This window comes from Micromonospora parastrephiae (genome assembly GCF_016802865.1).
Lineage (GTDB): Bacteria > Actinomycetota > Actinomycetes > Mycobacteriales > Micromonosporaceae > Micromonospora > Micromonospora parastrephiae.
Genome location: NZ_JAEVHM010000011.1, coordinates 32,679 through 57,671, shown reverse-complemented (window position 1 = coordinate 57,671; position 24,993 = coordinate 32,679). Strand labels below are relative to the sequence as shown.

Here is a 24,993-nt window from a genome sequence, read left to right as displayed (position 1 = left end):
AGCTGGCCGCGTGGGTGGCGCTGCACAAACGGCTACGCCCGCTGCTGCACGCCGGGCGGGTGGTCCGGGTCGACCACCCGGACCCGGCCGTCTGGGCGCACGGCGTGGTCGACCACGACACCACCCGGGCGGTGTACGCGGTGGCGCGGTTGGCCACCTCGGTGGCGCAGGTTCCGGGCGCGGTACGGCTGCCCGGCCTCGACCCGGGCCGGCGTTACCGGGTACGACCGGTGGCGGACGTGCCGGCGCCGGCGACCATCGACCGATCCGCGCCGACCTGGCTGGCCGCCGGTGTCACGCTCACCGGGGCGGCGCTGGCCCGGGTGGGCGTGCAGGTGCCCGCGTTGCACCCGGAGCAGAGCCTGGTGCTGGAGGTCACCGCCGTCGACTGAAAAGATTCGGCAGAATCTGTGCTCGGGGTGTCGAGAACGGCGTCGCCTGCTTCTACCTCAGGGTGCGAGCACCGACGATGGTGCGCAGGCGTGAGGAGCGAATTATGAAGTACATGCTGCTGATGCAGTTCAGCGCCGCCGGGACCGACTTCCCGAGCATCGACACCTGGAGCCCGGAGGAGATCCGGGCGCACATCGCGTTCATGGGCGAGGTCAACGACAAGCTCACCGCCGCCGGCGAGTGGGTCGACGGGCAGGGTCTCGGCGGCCCGCAGCAGGCCCGGATCGTCCGTGCCGGTGAGGGCGGGGCGCCGGTGGTCACCGAGGGGCCGTTCGCGGAGACGAAGGAGTTCCTCGCCGGCTTCTGGATCGTCGACTGTGACAGCCCGCAGAGGGCGGTGGAGCTGGCCGCGTACATCTCCACCGCGCCCGGCCCCGGCGGCCGGCCGCTGAACATGCCGATCGAGGTGCACCCGGTGATGTCCGCCCCCGCACAGGAGTTGTGAGGACTGAGCACCGAGCCCCGCATCGAGGACCTGCTGCGCGACCTGGCGCCGCAGGTCCTCGGCGTGCTCGCCCGTCGTTTCGGTGACTTCGCCACCGCCGAGGACGCGGTGCAGGAGGCGCTGCTGGCCGCCGCCACCCAGTGGCCGGCCGAGGGGCTGCCGGCGAACCCGCGCGGCTGGCTGGTCCAGGTCGGTTACCGCCGGATGATCGAGCTGGTCCGCGCCGAGCAGGCCCGGCGTCGCCGGGAGGACCTGGTCGCCCGCCGCGACCCCGACGACCGGCAGCACGCCCCGGCCGCGGACGAGGAACTGACCGCCGAGCGGGACGACACCCTGGTCCTGCTCTTCCTCTGCTGCCACCCGGCACTCGCGTCGACGTCGGCCGTGGCGCTGACCCTGCGCGCCGTCGGCGGGCTGAGCACCGCCGAGATCGCCCGCGCGTTCCTGGTGCCGGAGGCGACCATGGCGCAGCGAATCAGCCGGGCCAAGCAGCGCATCCGCGCCTCCGGGCTGCCGTTCCGGATGCCCGACCCGCCGGAGCGGGCCGAGCGGCTGGCCGCCGTCCGGCAGGTGCTCTACCTGATCTTCACCGAGGGACACACCAGCACCACCGGTCCGGAGCTGCGCCGCATCGACCTCGCGGCCGAGGCGATCCGGTTGGCCCGTGCGCTGCACGCGCTGCTGCCCGACGACAGCGAAACCGCCGGCCTGCTGGCGCTGATGCTGCTCACCGAGGCGCGCGGCCCGGCGCGGACCGGACCCTCCGGCGAGCTGATCTCACTGGCCGACCAGGACCGCGGCCGCTGGGACGCCACCGCGATCGCCGAGGGCGTCGCACTGGTCACCCGGGCGCTGCCACGCGGACCGGTCGGCCCGTACCAGGTGCAGGCCGCCATCGCCGCCCTGCACGACGAGGCGCCGAGCACCCAGGCGACCGACTGGCCGCAGATCCTGGCTCTCTACGAGGTGCTGGAACGGCTCGCCGGCAGCCCGGTGGTGGCGCTCAACCGGGCCGTGGCGACCGCCATGGCGCACGGGCCGGCGGCCGGCCTCGCCGCCCTCGACGCGCTGGCCGACGATCCCCGGCTGGCCGGGCACCACCGGCTCCCCGCCGCCCGTGCGCACCTGCACGAGATGGCCGGCGACCGGGAGCGGGCGATCGACGACTACCGGGCCGCGGCGGCGCGCACGAGCAGCGTTCCCGAACAGCTCTACCTGACCATGCGGGCGGCCCGACTCGCCGCCGAGTCCGGCGGTCCTGCGGCCCGGTCCGGCGGCTCGGGTGGCTCGGGCTGCTCGGACGGCCCCGATCGCTCGGCTCCGGGCCGAGGAGGTGTCCGGACCGCCTCTGGAGCTGATGCCGTAGACGATTCATCCGGCGAGACGGATGCCGGACCCGCGCATCCGCATCCGAGTCGTCTGTGACATCAGCTCCAAAGGGGCCGGACGGCAGACGTCCGGGGGCGGCACGCACGTGCTGCTGGGGATCGCCATCGCCGCCGAGGTGCTGGCGACCAGCCTGATCTGGTCGGCGAACACTGACGACGGCGGGCGCTGGTGGCCGGGCGCGCGCCCGGCCACCAGCCCGTGGTTCAGCTCGCGGTGCAGGTCACCTCCGGCTTCGCGTTGCTGCCGGTCCAGCCGCCGATGAAACCGAAGCTGACGCTGGCACCAGCCGCGAGCCGGCCGTTGTGGTCCACGTTGCGCGCGGTCACCGCGGCTCCGCTGCTGGTCAGCGTCGTGTTCCAGGACTGGGTGACGCTCTGGCCGTTGGCGAAGGTCCACCGGGTGGTCCAGCCCGTGATCGCGCTGGCGCCGGCGGTCACCCGCACCTCGCCCTGGAAGCCGCCCTGCCACTGGTTGACCACCGAGTACGTCGCTGTGCAGCCACCGCCGGGCGGAGGCGTGGTCGGCGGGGGGCGTGGGTGGGCGGTGGGGGTGGTCGGCGGTGGGGTGCCACCGAAGACGCTGGCCTCCCGGGCGGTCTGCCGGATGCCGTTGGGGCCGTTGAAGAGCCGCTGACCCCAGGTGGTCAGGCTGGCCGGGTTGAAGGAGGTGGCCAGGTCGAGATACTCGACGCCACCGCCGTTGCCGCTCCACGACCAGCCCAGCCAGCCGATCCCGTTGGCCTGGCTGTAGGCGAGGATGGTGTCCTCGTCCGGGTCACCGTCGGAGTGGTTGAAACCGAACTCACCGACCACGATGGGCAGCCCGGCGGCACGGAACCGACCCAGGTAGTCGCTGATCTCCGCGGCGGTGTCGAACACCCCGTACATGTGGATGGAGAAGACCGTGTTGCGGGCCGGATCGGCGGCGAAGACCGAGGCGGCGTTGTCGCGCATCGTGAACGACCAGTCCTGCCCCCAGTTCGGCGCGTCCACCATGATCGTGTGGGTCAGGCCGGCGGTCCGCAGCCGCTTGACGGCGGTGGCGCTGTCGGTGGCCCAGGAGCCGTAGTTCTGGTTGCCGTACGGCTCGTTGCCGATGTTGACGATGACGTACTTCTCCTGGCCGGCGAGGACGTCGGCGAGACTGATCCAGTAGTCCACCGCTCGGGCGAGGGTGATCGCGCCGCTCTGTTCGCCGTACCCGGTGGTGTCGTGCACCTCGAGCACGCAGATCAACCGGTTGGCCTTGCACAGCGAGATGACGTTCGCGACGTCGGCGTTGGTGTTGCGGGTCCACCGGTCGCCGCTGGAGAGCACCACCCGCACGGTGTTCGCGCCGAGCGCCTTCACGTCAGCGAACGAGCTGGTCTGCTGCGGGTACCAGGTGTGCGCGTGGTTGACCCCGCGCATGATGAATTCGGTGCCGTTGGCGTCGTACAACTTGCCGTTGGCGACGGTGAAACCGGCTGCGGCGCGCGCCGGCTGGCCGAACGCCAGCACGGCGACGAGCAGCGCGAGCAGGGCCGCGGCGGTGGCGGAGAGTCGTGTCTTCATGGCCTTCCTCAGGGAGACCCCCGGTGCCCGACAGGGGTGGGACGTGACAGGGGAAGGCGGCTGAGCCCGGCAGCCGCCGCCCGGTTCCCGGCGGCGCAGACATCAGCGTAGGACGATGGATTGATCGGCGCAACCGGTTCAGTTCCCGCAGCCGGTCCGGACAGCCGCGATGGCCCAACCTGATCTTAACCGGTTAAGAGTGGCCATCCGCAGCTCGCCGTCGCTTGTCGAGCACGGTCGCCCACGAACCGGACGGGAGGGTTGACGGCTGCCGACCTGGGTATCCCGGGAACGATCCCGTCGGTGGAAGGGGAAACCAGGATGGTCAGCGTCGGCTACACCCTCATGTGCGAACAGGCCGGTCCCAAGCAGTTGGTCGACCACGCGGTCCGGGCCGAGGCGGCCGGCTTCGACCAGCTGGTGATGTCCGACCACTACTACCCCTGGCTCGACTCCCAGGGCCACTCCCCGTACGCCTGGTCGGTGCTCGGCGCGGTCGCCCACGCCACCTCCCGCGCGGAGCTGATGTCCTTCGTGACCTGCCCGATCCGCCGCTACCACCCGGCCGTGGTGGCGCAGAAGGCCAGCACGATCGGGGCGCTCTCGGACGGCCGGTTCACCCTCGGCCTCGGCGCGGGCGAGAACCTCAACGAGCACGTGGTCGGCGGTTGGCCGCACGTGCAGCAGCGCCACGAGATGTTCGAGGAGGCGTTGCAGATCATCCGGCCGCTGCTCAACGGCGAGACGCTGACCTTCTCCGGCAACCACTTCGACGTGCCCGACGCCTACGTGTGGGACCGCCCGGAGCGGCCGGTGCCGATGGCCGTCGCCGCGTCCGGTCGACAGTCCGCGACGCTGGCCGCCGAGTACGGCAACGGCATCATCTCCACCGAGCCCGACCGACGCATCATCGAGATGTACGACGACGCCGGCGGCGCCGGTCAACCCCGTTACGGCCAGGTGGCCATCTGCTACGGCCCGGACGAGGCGGAATGCCGCAAGATCGCGCACGACCAGTTCCGCTGGTTCGGGGCGGGCTGGAAGGTCAACGCCGACCTGCCGGGCCCGGAGTCCTTCGCCGCCGCCACCCAGTTCGTCCGGGAGGAGGACGTCGCCGAGGGCATCCCCTGCGGTCCGGACGTGGACGCGCACGTCGAGGCGTTCCGCAAGTTCGTCGACGCGGGTTTCACCCACGTGGCGATCGTCCAGGTCGGTGGCGAGACCCAGCCGATGTTCCTGGACTGGGCCCAGGAGCAGCTGCTGCCCCGGCTGCGGCAACTGTGAAGCCGACCGGAGCGGGCCGGTTCGGGCGGGCCGAGTTGCGCCTCGCCATGGCCGCACCCTGGCCGGCCGCCGGACTGGCCAGCGATTGGCGGCTCGTCGACGGCCTGCGCACCCACACCCGGCGCGGCGGGGACCCCGACACCGGGGCGCCACCCGTCGTGCTGGTGCACGGGCTGGCGGTCTCCCACCGCTACCTGACCCCGCTGGCCGCCTGGCTCGCCGCCACCCATCCGGTGTACGTGCCGGACCTGCCCGGCTTCGGGCTGTCCCAACATCCCCGGTCCGCGTACGACGTGCGCCGGCACGCCGACCACCTGGCCGCCTGGCTGGCCGCGTACCGGCTGCCGCCGGTGTGCCTGCTCGGGCACTCGTTCGGCGCGGAGGTGGCCGCCTCGCTCGCCGCGAACCACCCCGACGCGGTGCGCGCGCTGGTGCTGGCGGGGCCGACCAGCGACCCGGCCGCCCGGTCCCGCCGGGGCCAGTTCGGCCGGTGGCTGGTGGACACCCTGCGCGAGGCGCCACTACAGGCGCCGGTCCTGGCGCGGGACGTCTACAACGCGCGGCCCTGGCGGGTCCTCGCGACGCTGTCGCACTCGGTGCGCAACGCGATCGAGGCGGACCTGGTCCGGATCACCGCACCGACTCTGGTCCTCACCGGCGAACGCGACCCGGTCGCACCGTCGCGGTGGCGGGACCAGGTGGCACGCCTGGTGCCCGACGCCCACCTGGTGGTCGTCCCCGGGGCCGCCCACAACGTGGTCACGACCGCTCCGATGGAGGTCGCGACCGCGATGCGTCACCTCCTCGCCCCCGATCCCGCACTCATGGACAGGTGAACCTCATGCGCTTCGGCAACACGGAGATCCGCCCGCTCGGCGGTGGCCTCGGCTGCCTGCTGATGATTCTCTTCTCGATCGTCGCCTCGGTGGTGCTGACCGTCCTGCTCAACCTGGTGCTCTGAGCGGGGTCAGTCGGCCGACAGGTCCAGCTCGGCCAGCAGCGGATAGTGGTCGGAGGCCGTGTCCGCCGCACCGCCCCGGATCACCCGGCAGTCACGGACCCGCTGCGCCGACGCCGGGCTGCCGAGCAGGTAGTCCAGCCGCATTCCGGCGAACTCCTCCCCACCGAACCGGGTGGGCACGGTGAGGCCGTCGGCCTCCGGCGCCCCGGCGGCCGACGACGGCCACAGGTCGACCAGGCCGGCGGCCAGCAACCGGGCGACCGCGCGGGTGTCCACGTCGTCCCCGATCCGGCGCAGGTGCCGCCGCCGGTAGAGGGCAGGCATCCCGGCCAGCCGCTCGGTGTGGTCCACGGTCGGGTCGAGGGAGTTCAGGTCACCGGCGATCAGCGTCAGCGGCCCCGGGGCGCGTCGCGCGGCGGCGGCCAGCCACTCCGCCTCCATCCGCCGCCGGCCCCCGGAGTACGGGTAGAGGTGCGTGCTGAGCACGGTGAGCGGGCCGGCCGACGTGCCCACCACGACGCGGGCGGCGGCGTGGTGGAACGGCCGGCGCAGCGCCCCCGCGTCGACGATCCGCAGGGGCGGCCGGACCAGCACCGCCACCGGCTGCCCGAGGCAGGACCGGGCCAGGTGCGGCGTCATGCCCACCCGACCCGCCACGGCGGCCATCAGCCCGTTGCGGTCGAAGCCGCGCAGCTCCTGCAGCGCCAGCACGTCGGGGGCCTGCTCGGCGATGACCTGGACCACCCGATCCAGCCGGTCCGAGCCACCGCGGTCCCGACCGCCGGTGCGGATGTTCCAGGTCATCACCCGCAGCACGACGCGGCGCTCAGTCGGCCCGGCCGGCCCGCGCCAGCTCGTCGTCGAGGGTCCCCACGTCCTCCGACTCGATTGCCGGCTGGTTGCCTTCCTTCAGGTCCGCGTTCGGGCGGACGACCAGGTAGAGCAGCCCGATCCAGAGCGCCGAGAGCAGGATCGCGCCCATGAAGTCGGTCGGGTGGTGCATCCCCCGGTACATCCGCGACGTGGCCACACCGACCGGCATGATCACGGCCAGCGCCACGAAGATCCAACGCCACCACCGGTCGGTACGGGGGAACACGATGACGGTGATCGCCAGCCAGACGCAGATCGTCGCCGCGATGTGCCCGGACGGGAACGACGAGGTGGGCATCTGCCCGTCCAGGTTCTCCACCGGCGGTCGCGGCCGGTCGACCGCCCGCGCCGCGGCGAGGAAGAGGGACAGCTCGCCGACCATCGCCAACGCCACGAACAGCACCGGCCGCCAGCGCCGCCACACCGCCAACACCAGCGGGCAGAACACCAGCGAGATGAGCAGGATCGCGTGGGTGTCGCCGAACTTGCTCCACCACCAGCTCACGTCGGTCAGCACCTCGGTGTGCCGCTCGGCGAACCAGCGCGGCACCTGCGTGTCGAGGGTGTCGAAGAAGGTGCCCTTGGCGTGGTAGCTGACGTACATGCCGAAGCCGTACAGCGCCCCGAACACGAGCACCCAACCGACCAGCAGCTCCGCCACCGCCGAGCGGGGGTGCGCCAGCACACGCTCCTCGGCCGGCGCGGGGGCGATGTCGTGCCCGGCCTCCGGCTCCAGACCCTCGCTCAGCGGCGGCACCGACCGACCCCGCTCACGCCGCCACAGCCGGAAGGCGTACGCGGAGACGCCCAGCCAGGCGGCGCCGAGCAGCCAGCCGGCGAGCACGTCGGAGATGAAGTGCACGCCGAGCGCGATCCGGGTCAGACCGATCAGCGCCACCAGCACGCCGACGCCGACGATCGCCGGCTTGCGCCAGCGGGGCGCCATCGCCGGCAGGAACACCAGCAGCAGCGCCCCGTACGCGACGAACGAGCCGAGCGCGTGCCCGCTGGGGAAGCTGTTGCCGGGGGCGCTGGCGACCGGCACGTCCACGACCGGGCGGAGCCGGCCGACCAGCGTCTTGAGCGACGGGTCGAGGATCAGACCGCCGACCCCGGTGATGATCAGGTAGACGGCCAGTCGGGGCTGGCGCCGGATCAGCAGCCCGACCACGGCGATGGTGACCAACCAGATGAGGATCGGCCGGCCACCCAGGTCGGTCACCGCCTGGAGCACGGTGACAAGCGCGTGGTGCGGGGCTACGAGCCCGTTGAACCATTCGGCGACCGCGTGGTCGGCGTCCTGCAACGGGCTCCACCGCACCCGGACGAGCAGCAACAGCACCCCGAAGGCCACCCCGGCGCCGGTGACGGCCACCAGACCGGCGATGCTCCGTTCGGCGAAATGACCGATCGGCCGCCGCGCCACCTCTTTGACCGCGGTCACCCCGCACCTCCCTTGTCGCCTCTGGCGAGGCGCTTTACCCGATCCGCGTCGGGCGTACACGCCGGCGCCCCTACAGCGCGGTCATGTCCCCGGTGTCGAGCAGCTCCGCGCGGTCGGTGTCGGGCTCCCACAGGTCCGGTTGGGCGGGCTCCTCCACACCGATGCGCAGCGCCTCCAGTTGGGCGGCGAACGACAGCCCACCGAAGAGCGCCATCCCGGTCAGGTTGGCCCAGAGCAGCAGCGCCATCATGCCGGTCAACGCACCGTAGGTCTGCCCGAAGCCGTCGCTGAACCGCACGTACGCGGCCAGCAGCAGGCTCGCCAGCCACCACAGGGCGGTGGCGATCACGGCGCCGAAGAACAGCCAGGACAGGCCGGGCTGGCGGCGGCGGGGCGCGTGCCGGAACAGCACGGCCACCGCGAGCACGGTCAGCCCGAGGCTCAGCGGGAAGCGGACGGCGTCCCAGATGCCGTGGGCGACCTCGCCCCACTCGTAGTGCTCCCGCACCGAGTCGCCCATCGCGCCGCCGCCGACCAGGATGAGGAACCCGGCGAGCGCGGGAAGGCCGGCGGTCACCGCCAGCACCGCGGCGCGCAGGTATTTCCAGAGGGCGGGTCGGTCCCGTTCGACGCCGTAGATGCGGTTGGCGCCCCGCTCGATCTGGGCCATCGTCGTGGTCAGCGCGACGAGGCCGGTGAGCAGACCCAGGGTCAGCGCCAGTTCACCGGCGTCCTCGACACGTTCGCCCTCGCCGAGCAGTTCGCCGACCACCTGGGCGCTCTGCCCGGGGGTGAGCGCCAGCACGGTGTCGGCGACCACGCGGCCGCCCTCCTCCACGCCCAGCTCGCTGACCAGGCCGGTGAGGGCGATCAGGAACGGCACGACGGCCAGGCAGAGTTGCAGCGCGAAGGCCCGGGAGTGGCTGAACCCGTCGCCGTAGCGGAACCGGACGAAGGCGTCCCGCAGCAGGTGCCAGCCGCCCTTGCGGCGCAGTGTGTGCCAGGCGTCGTCGGCGGACAGCTCCGCGTCGGCCATCAGCCGGGTCTCCGGCACGATCCGGGTGCTACTCACGGCGCGCTTCCTCGATCAGCTGCTCGCCCCGCTCTCCGGCGCCTTGCGCGTCCGCGGCCAGGTCGGGGGCGTCCTGGGGTTGGGGGACGCAGAGCCAGAGCGCCTGGGGCCGGACGTCCGCCCGCAGCTGCCGGTCCGGGGAGATGAGGTCGCCGTCGAGCTCCCGGGGCTGGGACCGGTTGCTGGTGACCACCACGGTCCGGCCGCGGAACACCTCCATCCGGGGCACCTGGCCGCTGCGGCGGATCACCGCCCAGCCGAGCGCGAGCCAGTGCCGCAGGCTGCGCGGCGTGAGCACCGCGACGTCGAGCCAGCCGTCGTCCGGCTCGGCCTCGGTGAGCAGCCGTACCCCGCCCTGGAGCCGGCCCACGTTGGCGATCAGGACTGAGCGCGCCCGGCGGCGTACCGGTGGTCGGTCGTCGATGCGGATCTGCACCCGCATCGGCCGGTCGCGCAGGTGCCGGGCGGCGCCCACCACGTACGCCGGCCAGCCGATGCGGGCCTTGGTGGTCTCGTTGGTGGCAGCGAGCATCTGGGCGTCGAAGCCCATGCCGGCCATCACGGTGAAGTAGCGGTCCTCGACCGCGCCGACGTCGAGCAGCCGCCGGCCCCGCTCGACGGCGACCTGCAGGCCGGCGGCCAGGTCGGTGGAGAGGCCGAGGTTGGCGGCGAGCAGGTTGCCGGTGCCCTGCGGCAGCACGGCGAGGGCCACGTCGGTGCCGACCAGCGCGCTGACGCAGGACATCACGGTGCCGTCGCCACCGCAGGCGAAGACCAGGTCGACCCCGTCCTTGACGGCCCGCTCGGTCTGGCCGCGGCCCGGGTCGTCGACGGTCGTCTCGTACCACTGCGGCGCCGGCCAGCCGGCGGCGGCCAGGGCGTCGTCGACGGTGCGTCGCAGCTCGTCGAGATCGCCGACCTTCACCGGGTTGACCACCACGGCGGAGCGCAGACCGCCGTCGCCGCCCGAGGGCCGTCTGTCCTGTCCAGCATCCACGGCGCCAGTGTGCAGCACCCGGACGGCTTCAGCGAGCCCGTGAACGCGCGGCGTCGGAAGTGCCACAGAAAGGTTTCAACGCGTACGCGCCCGTCACGCGGCGGTCCGGAGCGCGCTCTCCACCCGTCGGCGCAGATCGTCGAGGTCGACGCCGGACTCGGTGAGCACCTGCGCGCCGAGCCCGTGGCCCTCGCGGAGCACGCCCAGCAGGATGTGCTCGGTGCCGATGTGCTTGTGGCGCAGGCGCAGCGCCTCCCGCAGTGACAGCTCCAGCACCTTCTTGGACCGGGGTGAGAGCGGCCCGCCGAGATACCGCTTGCGCCCCCAGCGGCGGCGCGGCGCGGGCACGGCCTCGCGCAGCGCGTCCGGGCCGAAGGACTGCTCGATGCGGGCCACGATCGCGGCCAGGTCGATGCCGATCTCCCGTAGGGCGGCCGCGTCCGCGTCGCCGAGGCCGGCGCCACCGCTGGCCGTGTGCCGGCGGACCCGCTCGCGCAGGTCGTCGGCGCGCACCCCGGCGTCGGTCAGCACGCGGCTGGCCAGGCCGGCCTCGTCGGCGAGCAGGGCGAGCAGCAGGTGCTCGGTGCCGACCGGGCGTTGCCCCTCGGCCCGCGCCTCCTCCAGCGCCCGCCGCACCACGTCACGTGCCCGGTCGGTGAACCGTTCGAACATCACGCCTCCCAGGATGAGTTGACCGCCGGTCGCCCGGCGTGCTTCTTGTGCACTGCCTGCCGGCTGACCTCGAGCGCGTCGGCGATCTCCTGCCAGGACCAGCCCTGTCGACGGGCGTTGTCCACCTGGACCACCTCAAGTCGCTCGAGCAGCCGGCGCAGCGCACGGACGGCGCGCAGCCCGACCCGGGGGTCGGTGCTGCCGGCTGCCGCCGCGAGTTCCGTCGCCTGACTCATGCCGTCAACATACGTTGACAACACCACCCTTGTCAACCCTAGTTGACGAGACGCCGGTTCGACCCGTCCCGAACCGGCCCGCCGGCGTGTTCATCCGACTACCCTCGGTCAGGACAGCGTGGTCGTGCCGGGCGCGACGCCCGGGAGGTGATGTCGGATGACCGCATCCGCGGATGCGGAGGTGCTCGTCGGCCTCGGCTCGGAGCGCGACCTCCCGGTGGTCCAGCAGGCGGCAGAGGAGGCCGTCTGGCACGGCCGGGCACTGCACCTGCTGCACACCTTCGACTGGCATGCCGCCTTCGCCGCGGACACCGTCGCCGCACCGCGCGACCGGGCCGAACAGCTGATCGCCAAGGCCGCGCAACTCGCCCACCGGACCGAGCCCGGGCTCACCGTCCGCAGCGAAATCGTCCAGAGCGCCATGCTGCAGACCCTCATCCGGCGTTCGGAGGCGGCCTTCCTGCTGGCGGTCGGCGACAGCGGCATGGCCGGCAGCGGCCAGTGCGTGCCGGCCGAGACGCCGGCGGTGCAGTTGGCGGCGCGGGCCGGCTGCCCGCTGCTGGTGGTCCGCCGCGAGCCACCGCCGCAGGGCCCCGTGCTGGTCGGCGTGGACGGCTCACCCAGTTCACACCTCGCTCTGCGGTGGGCCCTGGAGTGCGCGGCCCAGCGCGGCGCCCGACTGCTGGCGTTGCGGGTGGTGGAGTACGACGAGGACACCGACGCGGTCGCCGAGCAGCTCACCGAGGCGTTGGCCCGCCACGCCGGCGACCACACCGGGGTGCCCACCGAGTGCCGTGTCGAGCGCGGCGATCCGGGCCAGGTGCTCATCGACACGTCCCACTCGGCGCAGGTGGCGCTGGTCGCCGCCCGGGGCGACGAACCGGGCCGGGCCATGTTGGGCGCCGTCGCCCAGTCCCTGCTCTACCACTCCCCGGCCCCGGTGGTCGTCGTCCGCGGCCTGGCCGAGATGCCCCTCACCGGGCCCGACGCCCGCCCGGCGCGGGACCAACGGCCCTGATCCGGGGCGCCGCCAGCCGCGAGGCTGGACGCCGGACGCCCATTCCGACCCGCGAGAGGCAGCATCATGGACACCGCTCTCGACGTGCGCAGCGCCCTCACCGACGACGAGCTGCGCCGGCTGGACGCCTACTGGCGCGCCGCGAACTACCTCACCGTCGGGCAGATCTACCTGCTGGGCAACCCCCTGCTGCGCGAGCCGCTGACCCCGGACGACATCAAGCCGCGGCTGCTCGGCCACTGGGGCACCAGCCCGGGACTCAACCTGATCTACGTTCACCTCAACCGGGTGATCGTGGCGCGCGACCTGAACGCCATGCTGGTCACCGGTCCCGGCCACGGCGGCCCGGCCATCGTGGCGAACACCTGGCTGGAGGGCACCTGGTCGGAGCGCTACCACGACGTGGCGCGCGACGAGGCCGGGATGGCCCGGCTGTTCCGGCAGTTCTCGTTCCCCGGCGGCATCCCCAGCCACGTCGCGGCCGACGTGCCGGGCTCGATCCACGAGGGCGGTGAGCTGGGGTACGCGTTGAGCCACGCGTACGGCGCCGCGTTCGACAACCCGGACCTGGTGGTGGCCTGCGTGATCGGCGACGGCGAGGCGGAGACCGGCCCGCTGGCCGGCAGCTGGCTCTCCGACGTGTTCCTCAACCCGGCCCGCGACGGCGCGGTGCTGCCCATCCTGCACCTCAACGGCTACAAGATCGCAAACCCGACGGTGCTGGCCCGGCTCCCCGAGGCCGACCTGCTCGACCTCATGCGCGGATCCGGCTACCAGCCGTACGTGGTGGCCGGCGACGACCCGGCCCAGGTGCACCGCACGCTCGCCGCGACGATGGACCGGGCGCTGGACGAGATCGCGGCGATCCAGCGTCGGGCGCGCTCCGGCGCCGTCGTCGACCGTGCCCGCTGGCCAATGATTATCTTGCGGACGCCGAAGGGTTGGACCGGCCCCAGCGAGGTCGACGGCGCGCAGGTGGAGGGCACCTACCGCGCCCACCAGGTGCCGCTGTCGGGGGTGCGCACCAACCCGACGCACCTCGCCGAGCTGGAGCGGTGGCTGCGCAGCTACCGGCCGGAGGAGCTGTTCGACGCCACCGGCGCGCCGGTGGAAGAGCTGCGGACGCTGCCGCCGCGCGCCGACCGACGGATGAGCGCCAACCCGGTCACCAACGGCGGAGTGGTGCTACGGGACCTGGCCCTGCCCGATTTCCGCGACTACGGCGTGGACGTGCCCGAGCCGGGCCAGCCGATGGCCGGGGCGACCGGGGCGCTGGGCCCGTGGATCCGCGACGTCATCGCCGCCAACCCGCGGACGTTCCGGCTGTTCGGCCCCGACGAGGTCGCCTCCAACCGGTTGGGCGCCGCCTTCGAGGTGACCGACCGGGCCTGGGTGGCCGCCACGGTGCCCGGCGACGACCACCTCTCCCCCGACGGCCGGGTGATGGAGGTGCTCTCCGAGCATCTGTGCCAGGGGTGGCTGGAGGGCTACCTGCTGACCGGCCGGCACGGCGTGTTCACCAGTTACGAGGCGTTCATCCACATCGTCGACTCGATGCTCAACCAGCACGCCAAGTGGCTGAAGGTGACCCGGGCCATCCCGTGGCGGCAGCCGCTCGCCTCGCTGAACTACCTGCTGTCCAGCCACGTCTGGCGCCAGGACCACAACGGCTTCTCCCACCAGGACCCCGGCTTCATCGACCACGTCGTCAACAAGAAGGCCGAGGTGGTCCGCGTCTACCTGCCGCCGGACGCGAACACCCTGCTCGCCACGATGGACCACTGCCTGCGCAGCCGGCACTACATCAACGTGGTGGTGGCCGGTAAGCAGCCGGCGCCGAACTGGCTCACCATGACCGAGGCCATTCAGCACACCCGGCGCGGCCTCGGCATCTGGGAGTGGGCCAGCAGCGACGGTGGCAGCGAGCCGGATGTCGTGCTCGCCTGCAGCGGGGACGTGCCCACCCTGGAGACGCTGGCCGCCGCCGAGTTGCTGCGCCAGCACCTTCCGGAGATGAAGGTGCGACTGGTCAACGTGGTCGACCTGATGCGGCTCCAGCCGGACACCGAACACCCGCACGGCCTGACCGACAACGAGTTCGACACCATCTTCACCGAGGACCGGCCGATCATTTTCGCGTACCACGGCTACCCGTGGCTGATCCACCGCCTCACCTACCGCCGTACCAACCACGACAACCTGCACGTGCGCGGCTACAAGGAGGAGGGCACCACCACCACTCCGTTCGACATGGTGATGCTCAACGACCTGGACCGCTTCCACCTGGTCATCGACGTCATCGACCGGGTGCCCGGGCTCGCCGCCCGCGCGGCGCACCTGCGCCAGGACATGGTCGACGCGCGGCAGGCCGCCCGCGACTACACCCGCCGGTACGGCGAGGACGACCCCCAGGTCGCGGAGTGGCGCTGGGTCCGCGAGACCGACCCGACCAGCCCCTGAGGAGGACGACGTGCGTGACGCGGAGATCCTGGTCGGCTACGACGGCTCCACCGACGCCTCGGTGGCCCTGGACTGGGCGCTGGAGGAGGCTCGGCTCAGCGGCCAGCCGGTGCGACTGGCGTACGTCTTCGAGTGGCTGACCGTGGCCGGCTGGGTGGGCCCGGGCTTGGCGCCGGGCGTCTGGCCGGACGACACCGCCCGCCGGCAGGTCGAGGACCTGGTGCGCGGGGCCGCGGCGGACGCCTCGTCCGCGAACCCCGGGCTGACGGTCACCGGCGAGGTGTACGACGGGCCGCCGGCCCTGGTGTTGCAGGAGCGCTCGGCCGAGGCCGGGATGCTGGTGCTCGGCAGCCGGGGCCACGGCGGGTTCGGTGGCCTGCTGGCCGGGTCGACGGCGGTGGCGGTCGCCGCGCACGCGCACTGCCCGGTCGTGGTGGTCCGCGACGGTGCCGGCAGCGTTCCGGCCGAGGCGTCGGCCGGCCCGGTGGCGGTCGGCGTGGACGGGTCGGAGCCGGCGCTGGTGGCGCTCGGTTTCGCCGCGGAACGGGCCGCGCAACGGCGGGTGCCGCTGCGCGTCCTGCACGCCTGGACCCCGGGCCCCGGTGGGGCGGCCGGGGTGCCCGACGAGCGGGCCGCGGTCGAGGAGACGCTGGAGCCGTGGCGGCGCACGTTTCCCGAGCTGAGCATCACCGTCGACCTGGTTCCCGGCAGCCCGGCGGCGATGCTGATCGAGGCGAGCAGCGACGCGCGGCTGGTGGTGGTCGGCACCCGGGGCCGGGGTGGGCTGGCCGGGATGCTGCTCGGCTCGGTCAGCCAACAACTGATCCAGCACGCCCACTGCCCGGTCGCGGTGGTCCGGGAACGCTGACCGAGGCGGGCGGGACGACACCGTGGAGGCCCGCTCAGGCGGCGAGCAGCGCCGCCTCCCGCTCCGGGTCCAGCCCGATCGAGCTGCGATGCGGTAGCCCGGCACGGGACGGAACGGTGCCGACCTCGCCCAGCCACCGCCAGGTGTCGTCGACCGTCTCGACCACCGGCCGGCAGGTCAGTCCGGCGGCGAAGGCGCGGGTCACGTCCCGCTCCAGCAACCCCCGGTACGGGTGGCCGGTCGGCAGCCAGATCGGCAGGTCGCTCCAGGGCTCCACCCCGGCGGCGAGGATCGTCGCCGGGTCGGTCCAGCACAGCCGCGCGTCGGCACCGGTGGCAGCCTGGCACGCGCCGAGCAACTCGCCCATCGTGGTCTGGCCGGGCCGACCGATCGCGTTGAACGTGCCGCCCAGCCGGCGGGCACCCGCGTCCAGCATCCATCCCGCCAGATCACGTACGTCGATGTACTGCACCGGCAGGTCGGCCGGTGCGGGGGCGAGCACGTCGCCGCCCCGCTCGATCCGCCGCAGCCACCAGGGCAGCCGGCCGATGTCCTCCCCGGGGCCGAGGATCAGCCCGGCACGGGCGATCAGCGCCCGGCGGCCGAAGATCTCCCGCACGGCACGCTCGGCACCGGACTTGAGCTGCGGGTAGTCGCCGTCGACGGAGTCCGGGTCGGCGTCGACCACCGGGGAGTCCTCGTCCAGCCCGAGCGCGGCCGGATCGGCGTAGACCGACCCGCTGGACACGTACACGTAGTGGTCGACCGCGTCGACCAGGGCATGGGCAGCGTTCCGGGCCGCGCGCGGCGCGCCGTCCCAGGTGTCCACCACCATGTCCCACTCGCCGCCGGCCAGAGCCGCCAGACCGTCCGGCGCGGTGCGGTCACCCCGCAACCGGTGTACGCCGGGGGGCACCGCGCCGTGCAGCCCCCGGTTGAACACGGTCACCGACCAACCGCGGCGCACGGCCTCGGTGACCGTCGCCCCGCCCACGAAACCCGTACCGCCCAGCACCAGCAGTCTCATGCGCTCCACCCTGCCGGGGACGGGCCGGCGGACGGTACCCCCGTTCACCGGTAGCGGATCTGCCCGTGGCAGAACCCGGTACGTCGAACCGGAAACGGGAACAGCTCGTCACCGGATCTCCGGTAACGAGCCGTGTTCTCTGGTGGGCGATACTGGGTTTGAACCAGTGACCTCTTCCGTGTCAAGGAAGCGCGCTCCCACTGCGCCAATCGCCCGTGGTGACCGCCCGGGGCGGATCGCGAGCGGACGACGGGATTCGAACCCGCGACCCTCACCTTGGCAAGGTGATGCGCTACCAGCTGCGCTACGTCCGCACGTCCCCGGCAAGCGCCGGCGACGGGTGAAACTGTACCCGATGCCAAGATCCGCGGCCGCGGGACCCTGGACGGCGGCGATTGCGCTGCTCGGCGGCGGGGTACTGAAGGACCTCGACAGCGCACCACATCCCCTAAGGAGGCTGTCGTGGGTATCGGCGCCAGCATCTTCCTGATCGCGCTCGGCGCGATCCTCACCTTCGCGCTCGACGCGAGCGTCGGCGGCATCAACCTCGACGTGGTCGGCTGGATCCTGATGGGGGCCGGTGTGCTCGGCCTGATCATGACCACGCTGATCTGGGGTCGTCGCCGCCAGGTGGTCACCACCACCGAGCAGCCGGTCGAGTACCGCCGCGTCGAGGAGCGGCGGGACATCGCCCCGCCGCTGTGAAACGATCCTGCCCCGGGCCGGCGACCTCGATCGAGGACGCCGGCCCGTCTCGGCAGCGACCGCCGTCTCCAGCCGCCAGCGGCCGTTTCCGCTGGTGAAGCGCGCTGATGGCCCGCGTTAGGATCCTGATCATGGAGTCCCTCGACACGGTGCTGGCCGCGCACCGGGCGTACCTGCTCGGCTGGGACATTGGTGCGGCCGGAGGCCCCGACCTACCGACCTACCGCAGTGACGTGCCGCACGCGACCCTCAACGGTGTGCTGCGCGTGGCCGGGCGCACACCGCCCGAAGCGCTCGTCGCGGCCCGCCAGCGCCTGCACGGCGTACCCCGGATCTGGTGGGTTGGCCCGGACAGCGACGCCGGCACCGCCGACGGCCTGGTCTCCCTCGGCGCCGCCGAGGTCGCCCGCCTACCGATCATGACGGTGCCGGTCGGTGCGGCGGCCGATGCCCCGACGCCGGCCGGTCTGCACATCGCCGAGACCACCGACCTGGAGGCGTTCGTTGCGGCCTACGGCCGGGTGTCCGGAATTCCAGCCGACGGTGTGGCGGCGACGATCGAACGTGAGAAGGCGTTCACCGGCGACGGCACCGTGATCAGGCTGGCCGGCCGCCTCGACGACGGCCGGATCGTCGGAACGGCCGTCGTCTGGCTCAGCCACGGCCTGGCCACGCTCTACTTCGTGGGTACGCAGCCCGAGCATCGCCGGCAGGGCATCGCTGCGGCCATGACCAGGGCCGCGCTCGATCTGGCCGCCGAGCGGGGTGCCCACACGGCCGCGCTCACCTCGTCGCCCGTCGCCGAGCCGGTCTACCGCCGCCTCGGTTTCCAGCCCGTGGGCGAGTTCCGCCTGCTGACCTTCTGATCTCCGCCACCGCAGGCATCCCTGTCAGCTGAGCTGTTCGGCCAGCCCGACGATGATGCCCTCGGGGCCGCGGACGTAGCAGAGCCGGTAGCTGTCCTCGTACTGGGCCAGCTCGCCGACGAGTTGGGCGCCGTGGGCGCGCAGGCGGGCAACGACGTCCTCGATGTCGTCGACGGCGAACATGATCCGGCGGATGCCCAGGGTGTTCACCGGCGCGTCCTTCGGCTCGGCGCTGATCGCCTTCGGCGTGTGGAACATCGCCAGTTCGATCCGGCCGTGACCGTCCGGGGTCCGCAGCATCGCGACCTCCTGCCGGACGTCGTCGACACCGATGACACGTTCCGCCCAGCGTCCCTCGATCGGCTGCCTCCCCTCCAATGTCAGGCCGAGTTCGACGAAGAACGCGACAACAGCGTCGAGGTCGTCGACAACGATGAGGACGTTGTCCATCCGCTGAACCGCCATGCTGGATCTCCCTGATGTCGTACGCCCACGGTGGCCGTATCCGCTCCTGGGACGGAGCCGCCAGACCGTTCTCGACGTAAACAGCACACAGCAACGGGAACGCTCGTCACCGGACTTCCGGTAACGAGCCGTTTGACCTGTTCATCCAACTGGTGGGCGATACTGGGTTTGAACCAGTGACCTCTTCCGTGTCAAGGAAGCGCGCTCCCACTGCGCCAATCGCCCGTGCACAATGCCGAGGTGGGGACGGGATTTGAACCCGCGTACACGGCTTTGCAGGCCGTTGCCTCGCCTCTCGGCCACCCCACCGAGGTTGCCCCCGTCATGCGTGGCGGCAGCTCCGAGCGGACGACGGGATTCGAACCCGCGACCCTCACCTTGGCAAGGTGATGCGCTACCAGCTGCGCTACGTCCGCACGCCCCCGGCGTTCCCGGGTGACGGATGAGAACTTTAGCCGAGCCCGGGAACGACTGCCAACTCGGGGGTGCGTCTCGGCGCGTCCCGTCCCGTTCCGCTGAACCGCGGTACCGCCGGGAGGGGATCGCGACCACCGCCGGCAGGCTTCCTAGGGAGCTGGCCTGGTGTCTCAATTGACATGCGACCGTCACACTGCGGCATCGTGCGACCGGTCCCGCCGCCGCCGGGTCCGGTGGCCGCTGGCGGACGTCCCGGCACCCCGGTGGCGAGCTGCGGACCTCGGCAAACACCCCGAGAAGAACGACCGACGGTGCCTCCGGGAAGTGTCCGGCTTCCGACTGTCGCATCGCGGATCGAGCGGCGGCGGTAACTGTTCGTGTTCGGTTGGATGGGCTACGGTAACGGTCGTGACGAGACGTGCGGCCGAGATCCGCCTGGATGCCCTGCTGCGCACCGCCTGTGACGTGATCGTGGAGCGCGGTCTGGCCAACACCCGGACAGCGGACGTGGCACAGGCCGCCGGCGTGAGTCAGGCACTGGTCTTCTACCACTTCGCCACGAAGGAACGGCTGCTCGCGCAGGCGTTCGCGTACGCGGTCGAGCAGGACCTGGCCCGCCTGGACGCGGTGACCCGATCCCCGGCCCCGCCGCTGACCAAGCTCCGCCGGATCCTCAAGCTCTACACACCGGCCGGGCGGGCCACCTCCTGGTCGATGTGGATAGACGGCTGGTCCGAGTCGCTGCGCACCCCGGAGCTGGAGAAGGTCTCCCGCCGGCTCGACCTGCGGTGGCGGCAGGACCTGGCCGCGGTGATCTCCGCCGGGGTGGCCGACGGCACCTTCCAGTGCGCCGACCCGGACGGGGCGGCCTGGCGGATCAGCGCGGTGATGGACGGCCTGGCCGTACAGCTCGCCGTGCACGACCGGGTGATCTCCCGTCGACAGTTCGGCGAGTGGGTCCGACTGGTCACCAGCCGGGAGCTGGGCCTCGACCCGACCGAGCTGGACTGAGCCGAGGCCGCGGACGCCGGCCGTCCCGCGCAAAACCGCTCGGCCCCGCCCGCCGACCGGAACAATCGACGGTATGGATCTGCTGGAGGCGTACCGCCGGAGCCTGGCCGAGTTCGTCGACCGGGTGGACCAGGTCGCCCCCGGCCAGTGGGCCGACCCGACACCGTGCACCGACTGGGACGTGCGCACCCTGGTCAACCACGTGGTCAGCGAGGACCGGTGGAGCGTTCCCCTGCTCGCCGGCCGGACCATCGACGAGGTCGGCGGCCGGTTCGACGGCGACCTGCTCGGCGTCGACCCCGCGACGACGGCGCGGGAGGCGGCCGCCCAGGCCGAGATCGCCGCCACCCATCCCGGCGCGATCGACCGCACCGTGCACCTCTCCGCCGGCGAGACCCCCGCCGCCGAGTACCTTCAGCAGCTCCTCGCCGAACACCTGGTGCACGGCTGGGACGTGGCGGTGGCGATCGGGGCTGAGCCGCGGCTGGACCCGGACGCGGTGCGCGCGTGCGCCCGATGGTTCGCCACCCGGATCGACGACTACCGCAACGACAACCTGGTCCGGACCGGGGTGCGGGTGCCCGACGACGCCGACGAGCAGGACCATCTCCTGGCCGCGTTCGGCCGCGACCCCGACTGGACGCCGGGCGACTGACCGCACCGCGTTCTCAGCGCCGGGCCCGGACGCCGGCGACCGTACGGTCGCTGTTCCACCTGTGCCGCGTCGACCTTCTGGCGGCGGCCGGCAGCGGTGCGCCACCGGGCCAACACGTCCGGTGAGAGCCCAGTTATTTCGATCTTTTGGCGCGTCGAAGGCCTTGGGCCTTGCCGCGACCCCGGCCGGCTGATATCCACAGATGCGCATGCGTCACCGCGCTACGTCGGCCGGCGGCCGCCGGCCAATCCGCTCCCACGAGGAGGTCCCGTGCCACAACCGGAGTGGTCACCCCCGATGAGCCGGCGTCGACGCCGGCTCATCGCCATCCTGGCGACGACGGCCACGGTCGCCGCGTTGCTCCCCACCGGCGTGAGCACCGCGGCTCCCAGCGCAAACGCGCCGTCCGCCGAACGCCGGTCCGGACCGTTCGCCGAGGGGCACCAACCCGCCGACGTCGACAACCGCACCGGTACGGCGGCACCCGACGCCCGCCAGCGCGGCCTGGCCCGCGCCGCCGACCCCGACGTGCGGTGGAACCGGCTGGGCACCCCGCAGGCGCTCGGCCCCGGCCGCGCCCCCCTCGCGACCGGGCTACCCACCGACCCGGAGGCCGCCGCCCGCGCCTACCTGACCGCCAACCGCGACCTGTTCGCCATGGACGCCGCCACCGTCGCCGCCATGGAACGGGTGCTGGTACGCCCCATCGGCAGCGGCGCCGTCGTCACCCTCCGGCAACGCTTCGGCGACCTGCCGGCCGGACCGGACGGCCTGGTCACCGTCGCGGTCGCCGGCGGAACGGTGCTCTCGGTCAGCTCGTCGCTGGCCCGGAACACCGGCGCGCCAGCGCCGGCCACCCGCACCGCCGAGCAGGCGTACGCCGCCGCGCTGGCGGACGCCGGACTGAAGGCCGACGCGGTGGCCAGCCACACCGTGCGAGCCGTGGCGGTGCCCACCCCCCTGGACGGCCCCCGGGCCGCGTACGAGGTGACCCTCATCGCCGCCGACAGCGACCACCCCGCCGCGTTCACCACCTACGTGGACGGCATCACCGGGCAGGTGCTGGTCCGCGAGGACCTCGTCGACTACGACTCCGACAACCCGAGCTGGGCGGTCTTCCCGGCCACCCCGCCCCGCGACCTCGGCCCCGGGCAGGACCCCCGGGTGCGCTGGTGCGGCGACCCGGCACCCGGCTGTCAGGCCGCCTTCCGCGACCCGGCCACCGGCCAGCCGTGGGACGTCGACGCGGCCACCGGCACGCCCACCTTCACCTCGCGCGGCAACTCGGCCAACACGGTGCTCTCCTGGGGCGCCGCCACCCCGATCGTCCCGGCCACGCCCAGCCCGGAGCGCCGCTACGAGTACCCGTTCACCGACCAGTGGCACCAGGCGAAGTGCAACCCGGAGGTGTTCACGTCCGCACAGCGCAACGACGCGGACGCGTCCATCGCCAACCTCTTCGCCATGCACAACCGGATGCACGACTGGTCGTACCAGCTGGGCTTCACCGAGTCCGCGTGGAACCTCCAGGCGGTCAACCTCACCCCGGCGGGGCTGGGCGGTGACGCCGAGCAGGGCCGTGCTCAGCAGGGCGCACTGACCGGCAACCGGAACAACGCCAACCAGGGCACCGGGCGCGACGGGCAGCCGCCGACCACCAACATGTACCTGTGGCAGCCGCAGGCCGGCGGGCCCTACCCGCCGTGCGTGGACGGCGACTACGACATGACGGTGATCGGCCACGAGTACACCCACGCGATCACCAACCGGATGATCGCCGGCCCGGACAGCGGGATCGGCGGCCACCAGGGCGGGGCGATGGGTGAGTCGTGGGGCGACCTGCTCGCCGCCGAATACCTCTTCCAGAACGGGCTGCGCGCGCCCGGCGAGACACCGTTCGTCACCGGCGGGTACGTCACCGGCAACCTGGTCAGCGGTATCCGCAACTACGACCTCAGCCGCAGCCCGCTGAACTACTCCGACATCGGCTACAACACCGGCGGCCCCGCCGTGCACGCGGACGGGGAGATCTGGGGCGCCACCAACTTCCGGGTCCGTTCCGCACTGGTCAAGCGGTACGGCCTGGGCACCCCGCAGCGGCAGTTGGAGTGCGCACAGGGCAAGGTCGCCGCCGACAAGTGCCCGGGCAACCGGCGCTGGTCGCAGCTGGTGTTCGACTCGTTCCTGCTCCAGGCGGCCAGTCAGGTCAGCATGCTCGACATGCGGGACAACATGCTCACCGCCGACCTGCTCCGCTTCGGCGGCGCGAACCAGGACCTGATCTGGGCGGAGTTCGCCCGCTCGGGGATGGGCCGGGACGCCGTCACCAACGGTGCCGGTGACACCGACCCGACGCCGAGCTTCGCCTCACCGCGCGGCGGCAACGCGACCTTCACCCTGCGCCCGCGCGGCGACAGCGCCGACGCGCCGATCCGGGTGTACGTCGGGGCGTACGAGGCCCGGGCGACGCCGATCGCGGACACCGACCCGGCGACGCCGATCCCGGACACGGTGGAGCTGGTGGCCGGCACGTACGACCTGCTGGCGGTGGCACCCGGCTTCGGGCACCAGCGGCTCAGCGTGGTCGCCGACGCCGGCCGGACCGGATACGTGGACCTGCGGTTGAGACGCAACCTCGCGTCCACGACGTCCGGGGCCACGATCACCGGCGACGGGGTCAACCTGGACCGGATCGCGGACGACACCGAGGCGACGAACTGGGCCTCGCTGGACGGCGTCGCCGGCCGGCAGCTCACCGTGGCGCTGCCGGGCGACGCCGCACAGACGGTCAAGCGGCTCAACGTCAGCGCGATGCTGCGTCCCGCGATCGCCGGGGACGCCGACACCGGCAGTCAGAACGCGCTCAGTGCGCTGCGCTCGTTCGCGGTGTCCGCGTGCAACGCGACCACCACCGACTGCGCGGACCCGTCGCGCTGGCAGCGGATCTACACCAGCGCGGGCGACGCGTTCCCCGGCGGGGCGTACCGGACGTACAGCCGCGACATCAACGTGCGGACGTTCACGGTGCCCACCACCGTCGCCACCCACCTGCGGCTGGAGGTGCTGGCCAGCCAGTGCACCGGCGGCCCGCAGTACGCCGGTGAACAGGACGAGGACCCGGCCACGACGACGGACTGCGCGACCGCCAGCCCGGCCCGGAACCAGGTCAGGATCGCCGAGTTCCAGGCGTTCTCGAAGTGACACCGTGGGGCCGGCGGATGTCCGCCGGCCCCACGCACCTCGATCAGCGGTGCGCTCGGCGCCACGGGTCGGCGACGGCCGGGCGCTCCCAGCGCTGGTCCACCGGGGGATCGTCGCCCCCGTCGGTGTCCCCGGCCGCGGCCCGGGTCAGGTGCCGCAGCCGCAACAGCAGCCCCACCCCGAGGAAGAGCAGCAGCCCGCCGAGCAGGAAGGCGACCTGCACCACGCCGAACGCGCCGGACTGCGAGACCGGACGATTGGCCCCCGGCGGCGCGGCGTCGATCGGCTGGTCGGCGACCGGCTCCTCGGCGGGCGTGCTCTCGGCGTCGGCCGGGTCGCTGGGCGGGCGCCGGCGTCGCGCTCGGCGTCGGGGTGGCCCGCGCCCCCACCACCGAGCGGGTGGCGGTCTGTCGGGCCAGCAGGCGCAGGTTCGCGTCGTACGCCTCGGCGGCGAGGGTGACCCGCCCCTGGGTGACGTCCTCGGCGAAGGCCACCCGGTAGCGGGCCGTGACCGTGCGGCCGGGGCAGAGGGTGCCCGGGTCGAGCTGCCGGTCGGTCAGCCGGGCCACGCCACCCTCGGTCTGGATTTCCAGCGGGAAATCGCCGCTCTCCTCCACCCGGTCCATCTTGACCTGGTCGAGTCGGATGCCCTGCACACTGAGCACCATCGACCAGCGCACCTTCGCGCATCCGCCGCGCCGATCCGTCTGCGAGACCACCGCGGAGATGGTGCGCACCTGGTCGCCGGCGGTGAACCGGGCCGGCAGGCCGCTCATCTCGGTCGCGAAGGCCGCCTGCGCCGGTGCGGCCAGGGTCAGCACCGCCCCGGTCAGGCCGGCCAGCACCACCCCGACCCGCAGCGCATTCCGCCACACCGTCACCACCGCCGCCTCCGTTCGGTCGTCTCCACCTCGCAACGCT

Annotated in this window: 22 protein-coding genes and 5 tRNA genes; 13 read left to right on the top strand and 14 right to left on the bottom strand. The window is 72.8% G+C overall.

Annotated features, from left to right (window positions below):
- Positions 1 to 14: 14 nt before the first annotated feature.
- The 3 genes from JNW91_RS33825 to JNW91_RS04745 all read left to right on the top strand — a co-directional run bounded on the left by JNW91_RS33825 (position 15) and on the right by JNW91_RS04745 (position 2,323).
- Positions 15 to 392 (top strand): GH36 C-terminal domain-containing protein, encoded by a 378-nt coding sequence (locus tag JNW91_RS33825; protein ID WP_407664257.1) that lies wholly within the window; start codon positions 15 to 17, stop codon positions 390 to 392.
- 104 nt (positions 393 to 496) lie between these two features.
- Entirely contained in the window at positions 497 to 898 is a 402-nt protein-coding gene (locus JNW91_RS04750; protein WP_203173710.1) for a YciI family protein, read from the top strand.
- 3 nt (positions 899 to 901) lie between these two features.
- Positions 902 to 2,323, top strand: coding sequence for an RNA polymerase sigma factor (locus tag JNW91_RS04745; protein ID WP_203173723.1), 1,422 nt, complete (start codon positions 902 to 904; stop codon positions 2,321 to 2,323).
- A gap of 167 nt (positions 2,324 to 2,490) precedes the next feature.
- Here JNW91_RS04745 and JNW91_RS04740 read toward each other — a convergent pair whose 3' ends face one another.
- A complete protein-coding gene (locus JNW91_RS04740; protein WP_203173709.1) occupies positions 2,491 to 3,840 on the bottom strand; it encodes a cellulase family glycosylhydrolase in 1,350 nt (449 codons plus the stop codon).
- A gap of 321 nt (positions 3,841 to 4,161) precedes the next feature.
- Here JNW91_RS04740 and JNW91_RS04735 point away from each other — a divergent pair, with 321 nt between their 5' ends.
- Together JNW91_RS04735 and JNW91_RS04730 are read left to right on the top strand one after the other, a co-directional pair.
- A complete protein-coding gene (locus JNW91_RS04735; protein ID WP_203173722.1) occupies positions 4,162 to 5,124 on the top strand; it encodes a TIGR03557 family F420-dependent LLM class oxidoreductase in 963 nt (320 codons plus the stop codon).
- Entirely contained in the window at positions 5,121 to 5,960 is an 840-nt protein-coding gene (locus JNW91_RS04730; protein WP_203173708.1) for an alpha/beta fold hydrolase, read from the top strand. The genes JNW91_RS04735 and JNW91_RS04730 overlap by 4 nt, the downstream gene beginning before the upstream one ends.
- Positions 5,961 to 6,091: 131 nt before the next feature.
- Here the strand turns inward: JNW91_RS04730 and JNW91_RS04725 are convergent, their stop codons facing one another.
- The 6 genes from JNW91_RS04725 to JNW91_RS04700 form a co-directional block, all read right to left on the bottom strand.
- Positions 6,092 to 6,901, bottom strand: a complete 810-nt coding sequence (locus JNW91_RS04725) for an endonuclease/exonuclease/phosphatase family protein (protein ID WP_203173707.1) — start codon at positions 6,899 to 6,901, stop codon at positions 6,092 to 6,094.
- A gap of 10 nt (positions 6,902 to 6,911) precedes the next feature.
- A complete protein-coding gene (locus JNW91_RS04720) occupies positions 6,912 to 8,402 on the bottom strand; it encodes a phosphatase PAP2 family protein (RefSeq protein WP_203173706.1) in 1,491 nt (496 codons plus the stop codon).
- Positions 8,403 to 8,472: 70 nt separating this feature from the next.
- Entirely contained in the window at positions 8,473 to 9,474 is a 1,002-nt protein-coding gene (locus JNW91_RS04715; protein ID WP_203173705.1) for a YihY/virulence factor BrkB family protein, read from the bottom strand.
- Positions 9,467 to 10,471: a diacylglycerol/lipid kinase family protein gene (locus JNW91_RS04710; protein ID WP_309244224.1), complete on the bottom strand. Its 1,005-nt coding sequence runs from the start codon at positions 10,469 to 10,471 to the stop codon at positions 9,467 to 9,469. Before JNW91_RS04710 ends, JNW91_RS04715 begins: the two co-directional genes overlap by 8 nt.
- Positions 10,472 to 10,564: 93 nt before the next feature.
- Complete coding sequence (locus JNW91_RS04705; RefSeq protein WP_203173704.1) at positions 10,565 to 11,143, bottom strand: Clp protease N-terminal domain-containing protein; 579 nt, start codon at positions 11,141 to 11,143, stop codon at positions 10,565 to 10,567.
- Positions 11,143 to 11,379, bottom strand: a complete 237-nt coding sequence (locus tag JNW91_RS04700; protein ID WP_007457155.1) for an HTH domain-containing protein — start codon at positions 11,377 to 11,379, stop codon at positions 11,143 to 11,145. Before JNW91_RS04700 ends, JNW91_RS04705 begins: the two co-directional genes overlap by 1 nt.
- Positions 11,380 to 11,536: 157 nt before the next feature.
- Between JNW91_RS04700 and JNW91_RS04695 the strand changes: the two genes are divergently transcribed.
- The 3 genes from JNW91_RS04695 to JNW91_RS04685 all read left to right on the top strand — a co-directional run bounded on the left by JNW91_RS04695 (position 11,537) and on the right by JNW91_RS04685 (position 15,725).
- Positions 11,537 to 12,397 (top strand): universal stress protein, encoded by an 861-nt coding sequence (locus tag JNW91_RS04695; protein ID WP_203173703.1) that lies wholly within the window; start codon positions 11,537 to 11,539, stop codon positions 12,395 to 12,397.
- 66 nt (positions 12,398 to 12,463) lie between these two features.
- Positions 12,464 to 14,857 (top strand): phosphoketolase family protein, encoded by a 2,394-nt coding sequence (locus tag JNW91_RS04690; RefSeq protein ID WP_203173702.1) that lies wholly within the window; start codon positions 12,464 to 12,466, stop codon positions 14,855 to 14,857.
- A 10-nt stretch (positions 14,858 to 14,867) separates the two neighbouring features.
- The gene (locus JNW91_RS04685; RefSeq protein ID WP_203173701.1) at positions 14,868 to 15,725 is read left to right on the top strand and encodes a universal stress protein; all 858 of its coding nucleotides are present in this window, start codon (positions 14,868 to 14,870) and stop codon (positions 15,723 to 15,725) included.
- Between the two features lie 34 nt (positions 15,726 to 15,759).
- Here JNW91_RS04685 and JNW91_RS04680 read toward each other — a convergent pair whose 3' ends face one another.
- From JNW91_RS04680 to JNW91_RS04670, 3 genes are all read right to left on the bottom strand, one after another.
- A complete protein-coding gene (locus JNW91_RS04680; RefSeq protein ID WP_203173700.1) occupies positions 15,760 to 16,752 on the bottom strand; it encodes an NAD-dependent epimerase/dehydratase family protein in 993 nt (330 codons plus the stop codon).
- Positions 16,753 to 16,892: 140 nt separating this feature from the next.
- Positions 16,893 to 16,967: transfer RNA gene (locus JNW91_RS04675), tRNA-Val, on the bottom strand.
- Between the two features lie 26 nt (positions 16,968 to 16,993).
- Positions 16,994 to 17,066 (bottom strand) — tRNA-Gly (locus JNW91_RS04670).
- A gap of 148 nt (positions 17,067 to 17,214) precedes the next feature.
- Between JNW91_RS04670 and JNW91_RS04665 the strand changes: the two genes are divergently transcribed.
- Both JNW91_RS04665 and JNW91_RS04660 read left to right on the top strand, forming a co-directional pair.
- Positions 17,215 to 17,457 (top strand): DUF6458 family protein, encoded by a 243-nt coding sequence (locus tag JNW91_RS04665; protein ID WP_203173699.1) that lies wholly within the window; start codon positions 17,215 to 17,217, stop codon positions 17,455 to 17,457.
- Positions 17,458 to 17,588: 131 nt separating this feature from the next.
- Positions 17,589 to 18,323 carry a GNAT family N-acetyltransferase gene (locus JNW91_RS04660; RefSeq protein WP_203173698.1) on the top strand — a complete coding sequence of 245 codons (735 nt, stop codon included), beginning with the start codon at positions 17,589 to 17,591 and terminating at the stop codon, positions 18,321 to 18,323.
- 24 nt (positions 18,324 to 18,347) lie between these two features.
- Here the strand turns inward: JNW91_RS04660 and JNW91_RS04655 are convergent, their stop codons facing one another.
- From JNW91_RS04655 to JNW91_RS04640, 4 genes are all read right to left on the bottom strand, one after another.
- Positions 18,348 to 18,788, bottom strand: coding sequence for a VOC family protein (locus tag JNW91_RS04655; RefSeq protein ID WP_203173697.1), 441 nt, complete (start codon positions 18,786 to 18,788; stop codon positions 18,348 to 18,350).
- Between the two features lie 150 nt (positions 18,789 to 18,938).
- Positions 18,939 to 19,013: transfer RNA gene (locus tag JNW91_RS04650), tRNA-Val, on the bottom strand.
- A 13-nt stretch (positions 19,014 to 19,026) separates the two neighbouring features.
- A tRNA-Cys gene (locus JNW91_RS04645) sits at positions 19,027 to 19,097 on the bottom strand.
- Between the two features lie 34 nt (positions 19,098 to 19,131).
- Positions 19,132 to 19,204 (bottom strand) — tRNA-Gly (locus JNW91_RS04640).
- 409 nt (positions 19,205 to 19,613) lie between these two features.
- Here JNW91_RS04640 and JNW91_RS04635 point away from each other — a divergent pair.
- The 3 genes from JNW91_RS04635 (at position 19,614) to JNW91_RS04625 (ending at position 24,072) form a co-directional block, all read left to right on the top strand.
- Positions 19,614 to 20,216: a TetR/AcrR family transcriptional regulator gene (locus tag JNW91_RS04635; RefSeq protein ID WP_203173696.1), complete on the top strand. Its 603-nt coding sequence runs from the start codon at positions 19,614 to 19,616 to the stop codon at positions 20,214 to 20,216.
- Between the two features lie 73 nt (positions 20,217 to 20,289).
- On the top strand, positions 20,290 to 20,871 hold the full coding sequence (locus JNW91_RS04630; RefSeq protein WP_203173695.1) for a TIGR03086 family metal-binding protein: 582 nt from the start codon (positions 20,290 to 20,292) through the stop codon (positions 20,869 to 20,871).
- A gap of 270 nt (positions 20,872 to 21,141) precedes the next feature.
- Positions 21,142 to 24,072, top strand: coding sequence for a M36 family metallopeptidase (locus JNW91_RS04625; RefSeq protein ID WP_203173694.1), 2,931 nt, complete (start codon positions 21,142 to 21,144; stop codon positions 24,070 to 24,072).
- Positions 24,073 to 24,993 lie beyond the last annotated feature (921 nt).

Coding starts and splice junctions, on each gene's coding strand:
- JNW91_RS04750 (WP_203173710.1), top strand. CDS start 497: ATGAAGTACATGCTGCTGATGCAGTTCAGCGCCGCCGGGACCGACTTC.
- JNW91_RS04740 (WP_203173709.1), bottom strand. CDS start 3,840: ATGAAGACACGACTCTCCGCCACCGCCGCGGCCCTGCTCGCGCTGCTC.
- JNW91_RS04735 (WP_203173722.1), top strand. CDS start 4,162: ATGGTCAGCGTCGGCTACACCCTCATGTGCGAACAGGCCGGTCCCAAG.
- JNW91_RS04705 (WP_203173704.1), bottom strand. CDS start 11,143: ATGTTCGAACGGTTCACCGACCGGGCACGTGACGTGGTGCGGCGGGCG.
- JNW91_RS04700 (WP_007457155.1), bottom strand. CDS start 11,379: ATGAGTCAGGCGACGGAACTCGCGGCGGCAGCCGGCAGCACCGACCCC.
- JNW91_RS04695 (WP_203173703.1), top strand. CDS start 11,537: ATGACCGCATCCGCGGATGCGGAGGTGCTCGTCGGCCTCGGCTCGGAG.
- JNW91_RS04690 (WP_203173702.1), top strand. CDS start 12,464: ATGGACACCGCTCTCGACGTGCGCAGCGCCCTCACCGACGACGAGCTG.
- JNW91_RS04680 (WP_203173700.1), bottom strand. CDS start 16,752: ATGAGACTGCTGGTGCTGGGCGGTACGGGTTTCGTGGGCGGGGCGACG.
- JNW91_RS04660 (WP_203173698.1), top strand. CDS start 17,589: ATGGAGTCCCTCGACACGGTGCTGGCCGCGCACCGGGCGTACCTGCTC.
- JNW91_RS04655 (WP_203173697.1), bottom strand. CDS start 18,788: ATGGCGGTTCAGCGGATGGACAACGTCCTCATCGTTGTCGACGACCTC.
- JNW91_RS04630 (WP_203173695.1), top strand. CDS start 20,290: ATGGATCTGCTGGAGGCGTACCGCCGGAGCCTGGCCGAGTTCGTCGAC.